Consider the following 7,093-nt stretch of genomic DNA (forward strand, 5'->3'; position numbering starts at 1 on the left):
TCACGCGGTTCTCGCGCGTGAGCATCGCGAGCGGCTTGCCGGCCGCGACGCCGCGCTTGATCCGCAGCAGCGTGCGCACTTCCTCGACGACGGCCCACAGCACGAGCACCGCCGCCTCACCCTCGCCGCGCAGCCCGTCGAGCATGCGCGCGAGCCGGCCGACGTCGCCCGCGAGCATCGCCTCGTTGAGCTTGAACACGTCGTAACGCGCGACGTTGAGCACGGCGTCCTGCACCTGATCGAAGCTCAGCGTACCGCTCGGATACAACAGCCCGAGCTTCTGGATTTCCTGATGTGCGGCAAGCAGGTTGCCCTCGACGCGCTCGGCGATGAACGCGAGCGCGCGCCGCCCCTCTTCGCCAGCCGCGACGCGCTGCCCCTGCGCCGCGAGCCGCTGGCCGACCCAGTTCGGCAATTGCGCGCGCTCGACCGGATCGATCTTCAGCGCGACGCCCGCCTCGGCGAGCGCGGTGAACCATGCGGACTTCTGCGTGGCCGCATCGAGGCGCGGCAGCGTAATCATCGTCAGCACGTCGTCGTTGACGGCGGCCGCGAGCGCCTTCAGCGCGTCGGCGCCTTCCTTGCCCGGCTTGCCCGACGGAATGCGCAACTCGACCAGTTGCCGGTCGCCGAACAGCGACATCGACTGGCTCGCGCCGAGCAGCGAACTCCAGTCGAAGCCGCGCTCGACCGTGAACACCGAGCGGTCGGTAAAGCCCGCCGCGCGCGCCGCCGCGCGAATCCGGTCGCTCGCTTCCTGCGCGAGCAGATGCTCGTCGCCGTACACGACGTACAGGCCGGCGAGTCCTTTGGCGAGATGCGTTTCGAGCGCGTCAGGTCGCAGTTGCATGGCGGGCGGTGAGCGGAATGGATGAAGTACGGTCGATCACGAACGGCGCGCCGCTCACAGCGGCGGCGGCGGCAGCGGCGCGCGCGGCGCGACGGCTGGCACGGCCTCGGCCGGCGTCGGATGCAGCGAGCGCACCACGCCGAGACGGCGGATCAACTGATCGATCGCGTCGTTCTCCATGTCGGTGAACAGAATGTCGGACTCGGCGGACTTCGCCTGCGAGAACTGATCGCTATAGGTCATCGCGCGATTCAAGGCGATCACACTGCCCGGAATCAGGATCGTGCCGTCCTTGCCGACCAGCGTGTACCCCATCTGCAGATTCAGCTGATACTCGGCGACGACACCGAGCGTATTCAGCGTCAGCGTGCTGATATTGCGGTTCTGCGAGATCTGCAGGATCGCATCGGCGTTGGCGGGCGAATTGACCACCACCGTGTCGCTGCCGCCCTGGATCATGCGCGTGAGCCGCGCGGCGGCCGCCGGCGTCGCGCCGGCCACATAGAGACGCTTGAACGCGTAGTCCTGCTGGCCGCGCAACTGGAAGCCGCAGGCCGACAACATCATTACGCTGCAAACGAGCGTCAAAAACGATCTGCGAGTCACATTCGCTCCCGGTTCGCTGTGGATTCGCGGGTCGGATACACGCCGCCAAACGGGCGGCGCGCATCTGCCGGCATGAGATCGTGGCCCGTCAAACGACCACGTTCACGAGACGGCCCGGCACCACGATGATCTTCTTCGGCGCCTTGCCTTCGCTAAACTTCGCGACCATTTCGTGCGCGGCCGCCTGCTGCTCGATCGCTTCGCGCGACGCGTCCTTCGCGACCGTCAGCGCGCCGCGCACCTTGCCGTTCACCTGCAGCACGAGTTCGATCTCGGCCTGCTCCAGCGCCTTCTCGTCGACCTTCGGCCACGGCGCGTCGAGCAGCGTGCCGAAGGCGTCGGCATAACCGAGTTCCTGCCAGAGCTGGAACGTCAGGTGCGGCACGACCGGGTACAGCACGCGCAGCATCACGCCGTAGGTTTCGCGCAGCACGGCCGGCTGCGCGCCCTTCGCGCCGTCGAGCGCGTTGAGCATCTTCATCGCGGCCGACACCACCGTGTTGTACTGCAGGCGCTGATAGTCGAAGTCGGCCTGCTTCAGCACGCTGTAGATCTCGCGGCGCAGCGCCTTGTCGGCGTCGTTCAGTTGCGCGGCGTCGAGCGGGCCGCCCGCGCGCAGCGCGGCTTCGTTCGTATGACCGAAGTTCCATACGCGACGCAGGAAGCGGCTCGCGCCTTCGACGCCCGAGCCCGACCATTCGAGCTGCTGCTCGGGCGGAGCCGCGAACATCACGAACAGACGCGCGGTGTCCGCGCCATGCTGATCGATCAGCATCTGCGGGTCGACGCCGTTATTCTTCGACTTCGACATCTTCTCGACGCCGCCGAGCACGACCGGCTGGCCGTCCGCGTTGAGCACCGCGCCGACCGGGCGGCCCTTGTCGTCGAACGACACGGTCACGTCAGCCGGGTTGTACCAGGTCTTCTTGCCCGCGTCGTTTTCGCGGTAGTAGGTTTCGTTGAGCACCATGCCCTGGGTGAGCAGGTTCTTCGCCGGCTCGCCGAACTTCACGAGACCGAGGTCGCGCATCACCTTCGCCCAGAAGCGCGAGTACAGCAGGTGCAGGATCGCGTGCTCGATGCCGCCGATGTATTGATCCATCGGCGCCCAGTAATCGGTACGCTCGTCGACCATCGTCTTCGCGTCCGGCGACGCGTAGCGGTAGAAGTACCAGGACGAATCGACGAAGGTGTCCATCGTGTCGGTTTCGCGCTTGGCCGCGCCGCCGCACTTCGGGCACGTGCAGTTCACGAACGCTTCGGACTTCGCGAGCGGGTTGCCCGTGCCGTCCGGCACGAGGTCTTCCGGCAGCACGACGGGCAAGTCCTGTTCCGGCACCGGCACGTCGCCGCACGTCGGGCAGTGGATGATCGGAATCGGCGTGCCCCAGTAACGCTGGCGCGACACGCCCCAGTCGCGCAGACGCCACGTGATCTGCTTGTCGCCGAGGCCGAGTGCCTTGAGGTCGGCGGCGATGCGGTCCACCGCCGCGTCGTATGCAAGGCCGTCGTACTTGCCGCTGTTCACGAGCGTGCCGGTCTTCTCGCCGTACCACTCGGCCCAGGCATCGGTCGAGAACGCCTTGCCTTCGACCGCCACCACCTGTTTGACCGGCAGACCGTATTTCTTCACGAACGCGAAATCGCGCTCGTCGTGCGCCGGCACGCCCATCACCGCGCCTTCGCCGTAGCTCATCAGCACGTAGTTGCCGACCCACACCTCGACCTGCTCCTGCGTCAGCGGATGCGTGACGTAGAAGCCGGTGGCCATGCCCTTCTTTTCCATCGTCGCGACGTCGGCTTCGGCAACGCCGCCGCGCTTGCATTCGTCGATGAACGCCTGCAGTTCCGGCTTGTCCTGCGCGAGGCGCGTGGCAAGCGGATGCTCGGCGGCGACCGCGCAGAACGTGACGCCCATGATCGTGTCGGCACGCGTAGTGAACACGCGCAGCAGCTTCTGTTCGCCGTCGATTTCGTACGGGAAGCCGAAGTTCACGCCGAAACTCTTGCCGATCCAGTTCTGCTGCATGATCTTCACGCGCTCGGGCCAGCCGAGGCCTTCGAGGTCGTTCAGCAGCTCATCGGCGTACTGCGTGATACGCATGTAGTACATCGGGATTTCGCGCTTTTCGACGAGCGCGCCCGAGCGCCAGCCGCGCCCGTCGATCACCTGCTCGTTGGCGAGCACGGTCTGGTCGACCGGGTCCCAGTTGACGGTGCCGGTTTTCTTGTACGCAATGCCCTTTTCGAGCATCTTCAGGAACAGCCACTGGTTCCACTTGTAGTAGTCGGGGCTGCAGGTCGCGACTTCGCGCGACCAGTCGATCGCGAGGCCCATCGACTGCATCTGCTTCTTCATGTAAGCGATGTTGTCGTAGGTCCATTGCGCGGGCGGCACGTTGTTGGCCATCGCCGCGTTTTCGGCGGGCATGCCGAACGCGTCCCAGCCCATCGGCATCAGCACGTTGTAGCCGTTCATCCGCAGATAGCGGTACATCACGTCGTTGATCGTGTAATTGCGCACGTGCCCCATATGCAGCTTGCCCGACGGATACGGCAGCATCGAGACGCAGTAGAACTTGGGCTTGTCGGTGGTTTCCGTCGTCTTGTAGGCGTCGATGGCGCGCCATTGTCCTTGCGCGGCGGCTTCGACGTCGGAGGGAACGTATTTTTCGTGCATGGTGTGATGGGATCGCTGGGTTCGGTGCTTTCGCACCGGCCTGGTGCTCTGCTGGATGGAACTGGATGGAATCGCGTCGTTTCCCCTTCGCGGGGAAAGGGCTGATTATACCGTTCGCGGACGGGCGCGCCGCGCGGCATGGCGCACGGGTCGGCGGGCGTGAGCCGGGCGTGGGGCATCCGCATCGCGAGCACCGCGCCGGCGCAAAAGATTCATGCGGGTCCGGCGGGGTTCGGATTGCCGCGCGTACCGACGCAAACGCGGCATGGCCGGCGGTGCAGGAGCACGCGGGCAGCGGCCTTCGCCTCGGGCGCGAAGCGCCGGACCTTGAACGCCAGGTCAGACGTCACGTTGGGCGTCATATCGAACGCCGCAGCTCGTCAACGTTGCGCGGCGGGCGGCGGCGGATCGGTCACGAAGCCGATGCGTTCGAGCCCCGCCTGTTGCGCGGCGCCCATGACTTGCGCGATCACTTCGTAGCGCGTCGAGCGCTCGGCGCGTAGCTGGATTTCCGGCTGCTCGGTCTGCTTGCCGGCCTCGGCGAATTGCGCACGCATCTGCGCGAGCGTGATCGGCTGGCTGTTCCAGTACAGCCGGCCGGCGGCGTCGATCGAAAGGGAAATGGTTTGCGGGGTCTGACGCGCGGGCGCCGCCGCGACCTTCGGCAGATCGAGCCGGATCGCATGCGAAAACAGCGGCGCGGTGATGATGAAAATCACGAGCAGCACGAGCATGACGTCAATCAGCGGCGTCATGTTGATCTCGGCCATCGGCGCGGCCGCCTGCTTTTTCTCGAGTCCGCCGAATGCCATATCGCCTCCTTGTGCTTCCTTGCGTCTGGGCCTGTCTGGGCCTGTCCGCGGGCTTGCCCGAGCTTGCAGAAGCGGGTACGCGCTTCCGCGATCCTTCGCGAGCCGCGGTGCGCCCCGGCCCGCCGCGCGTCAGCGGTGCGCTTCGTGCGCCGCCTGCTGCGCGCGCACTGGCGGCGGCACGTGCTCGGACGACGCGCACACGTAGACGTGCAGATCGTGTGCGAAGCCGTCGAGTTCCTCGGACAACTGCCGCGCGAGACGCCCGAGCACGTTGTACGCCAGCACGGCTGGAATCGCGACGACGAGACCGAACGCGGTCATGATCAGCGCTTCGCCAACCGGCCCGGCGACGTTTTCGATCTGCGCCTGGCCGCTCGCCGCGATGCTGCCGAGCGCGTGATAGATGCCCCACACAGTGCCGAGCAGGCCGACGAACGGCGCCGTGCTGCCGACCGACGCCAGCAGCACCTGGCCGAATTCGAGCCGCCGCTGCGACGCGTTGAGCGCCTGGCGCAGCGCCCGCAATACCCGTTCGCTACGCTCGACGCGCGCGAGCAGCGCGCCCGGAATGTCGACTTCGGCCGCATGCAGTGCCGCTTCGGCGAGCGGCGCGAACACGCGCTCGCGATCCACGCGGCGCAGCGTGGCGACGCCCTCGGACAATGTCGGCGCCTGCCAGAACTGTGCGATCGCCCGCGTGGCCTGGCGTTTCGCGCGCGTCAGGAACCAGCTCTTGACGAGCAGAAAGCACCAGCTCGCGATCGACATGGCCAGCAGTACGTACGCGACGCCATGCGTGATCGCGTCGCTCGTCTGCAGGTAATGGATGATGCCGCTGCCGCCTGCCATCTGACCTCGCCGTAGGAAAGTGACTTCAGGAGCGCGCTCGAAGCCGCGCGCCGGCGTGCGCCACGCGCCCGCTGAGCGCACTTAATGCACTCAGCGCAGGCCAAGCACGTCCTGCATGTCGAAGAAGCCGGTTGCGTGGCCTTCGAGGAACCGTACAGCACGAAGCGCGCCTTGAGCATACGACAACCGGCTCGCCGATTTGTGCGTGATCTCGATGCGCTCGCCGATGCCGGCGAACAGCACCGTATGATCGCCGACGATGTCGCCACCGCGAATCGCCGAGAAGCCGATCGTGGACGGATCGCGCTCGCCGGTCACGCCTTCGCGACCGTAGACCGCGCATTCGTCGAGATTGCGGCCGAGCGCGTCGGCGATCACTTCGCCCATCGTCAGCGCGGTGCCGGACGGCGCATCGACCTTGTGACGATGATGCGCCTCGATGATCTCGATGTCGTAGCCGGTCGCGAACTGGCGTGCCGCGTATTCGAGCAGCTTCAGCGTGACGTTCACGCCGACGCTCATGTTCGACGCGAACACGACGCCGATCTTCTCCGACGCCGCGCGCAACTGTGCTTTCTGCTCGTTATCGAAGCCGGTCGTGCCGATCACCATTTTCACGTTGTGGCGCTGCGCGGCTTCGAGGTGGCGCAACGTGGCGTCCGGGCGCGTGAAGTCGATCAGATAGTCGGATTCGGCGAAGACGCGCTCGATGTCGTCGGTGAGCAGCACGCCGGTCTGCTTGCCGAGGAACGCGCCGGCGTCCTGCCCGGCCTGCGCGGAGTCCGCGCGGCACAGCGCACCGGACAGCGTCGCACCGGCATCGTTAAGGACTGTTTCGATGAGCATGCGGCCCATACGGCCCGATGCGCCAGCAATGGCAATTTTCATGACGATGAGGGTTCGTAAAAAGACACGGGCAGACACCACCCGCAGACACGCCGCGGCAATGCGGGCGAAAGCGGCGGCAGGCTGCGGAATCGGACAGCACGGCGAGGCGCCGCGCCTCGCGGGACAAGCGGAGAAATCCGGCGGGCGCCACGCGCGGCGCGCAGCCCGCCTTACAACACGGACAGTCTGATTACTCGCCCGTTCCCGAATTCGACGAGGAACCGGTGAGCGGTGCGTTCAGCGTCGGGCCGCCGCTACCCTGCGAGCCGGTCGGGCCGACCGGGTTGCTCTGCGTGGCCGGAGCCGGCGGCGGCGGACGGTGGAACTGGAATTGCGGCTGGCCACCGCTCGTCGGACCCTGATTCGGGATGCCGCCGCCGTTCGCGGTCGGCACGGCCGACCGCACGG

Annotated in this window: 6 protein-coding genes and 1 pseudogene; all 7 read right to left on the reverse strand. The window is 66.6% G+C overall.

Annotated elements, in window-relative coordinates:
• A partial coding sequence (gene holA / locus GXB81_RS29810) for a DNA polymerase III subunit delta (protein ID WP_205991096.1) occupies window positions 1–850 on the reverse strand: 850 nt, incomplete at its 3' end.
• Window positions 851–904: 54 nt separating this feature from the next.
• The gene (gene lptE / locus GXB81_RS29815) at window positions 905–1,456 is read right to left on the reverse strand and encodes an LPS assembly lipoprotein LptE (RefSeq protein WP_205991097.1); all 552 of its coding nucleotides are present in this window, start codon (window positions 1,454–1,456) and stop codon (window positions 905–907) included.
• A gap of 88 nt (window positions 1,457–1,544) precedes the next feature.
• Complete coding sequence (gene leuS, locus GXB81_RS29820; RefSeq protein ID WP_205991098.1) at window positions 1,545–4,136, reverse strand: leucine--tRNA ligase; 2,592 nt, start codon at window positions 4,134–4,136, stop codon at window positions 1,545–1,547.
• Window positions 4,137–4,516: 380 nt separating this feature from the next.
• Window positions 4,517–4,948 (reverse strand): biopolymer transporter ExbD, encoded by a 432-nt coding sequence (locus tag GXB81_RS29825; RefSeq protein WP_167040494.1) that lies wholly within the window; start codon window positions 4,946–4,948, stop codon window positions 4,517–4,519.
• A gap of 129 nt (window positions 4,949–5,077) precedes the next feature.
• A complete protein-coding gene (locus GXB81_RS29830; RefSeq protein WP_167040492.1) occupies window positions 5,078–5,797 on the reverse strand; it encodes a MotA/TolQ/ExbB proton channel family protein in 720 nt (239 codons plus the stop codon).
• A 90-nt stretch (window positions 5,798–5,887) separates the two neighbouring features.
• Window positions 5,888–6,685 (reverse strand): 4-hydroxy-tetrahydrodipicolinate reductase, encoded by a 798-nt coding sequence (gene dapB, locus GXB81_RS29835; protein WP_167040490.1) that lies wholly within the window; start codon window positions 6,683–6,685, stop codon window positions 5,888–5,890.
• A gap of 190 nt (window positions 6,686–6,875) precedes the next feature.
• A pseudogene (locus GXB81_RS29840) lies at window positions 6,876–7,093 on the reverse strand (outer membrane protein assembly factor BamE); the annotation flags it as partial.

The sequence above is a fragment of the Paraburkholderia sp. Ac-20336 genome, from assembly GCF_017105025.1.
GTDB lineage: Bacteria > Pseudomonadota > Gammaproteobacteria > Burkholderiales > Burkholderiaceae > Paraburkholderia.

What these genes read in the sequence shown, in the direction of transcription:
- GXB81_RS29830 (WP_167040492.1), bottom strand. Translation starts at nt 5,797, where the DNA reads ATGGCAGGCGGCAGCGGCATCATCCATTACCTGCAGACGAGCGACGCG.
- dapB (WP_167040490.1), bottom strand. Translation starts at nt 6,685, where the DNA reads ATGAAAATTGCCATTGCTGGCGCATCGGGCCGTATGGGCCGCATGCTC.
- GXB81_RS29825 (WP_167040494.1), bottom strand. Translation starts at nt 4,948, where the DNA reads ATGGCATTCGGCGGACTCGAGAAAAAGCAGGCGGCCGCGCCGATGGCC.
- leuS (WP_205991098.1), bottom strand. Translation starts at nt 4,136, where the DNA reads ATGCACGAAAAATACGTTCCCTCCGACGTCGAAGCCGCCGCGCAAGGA.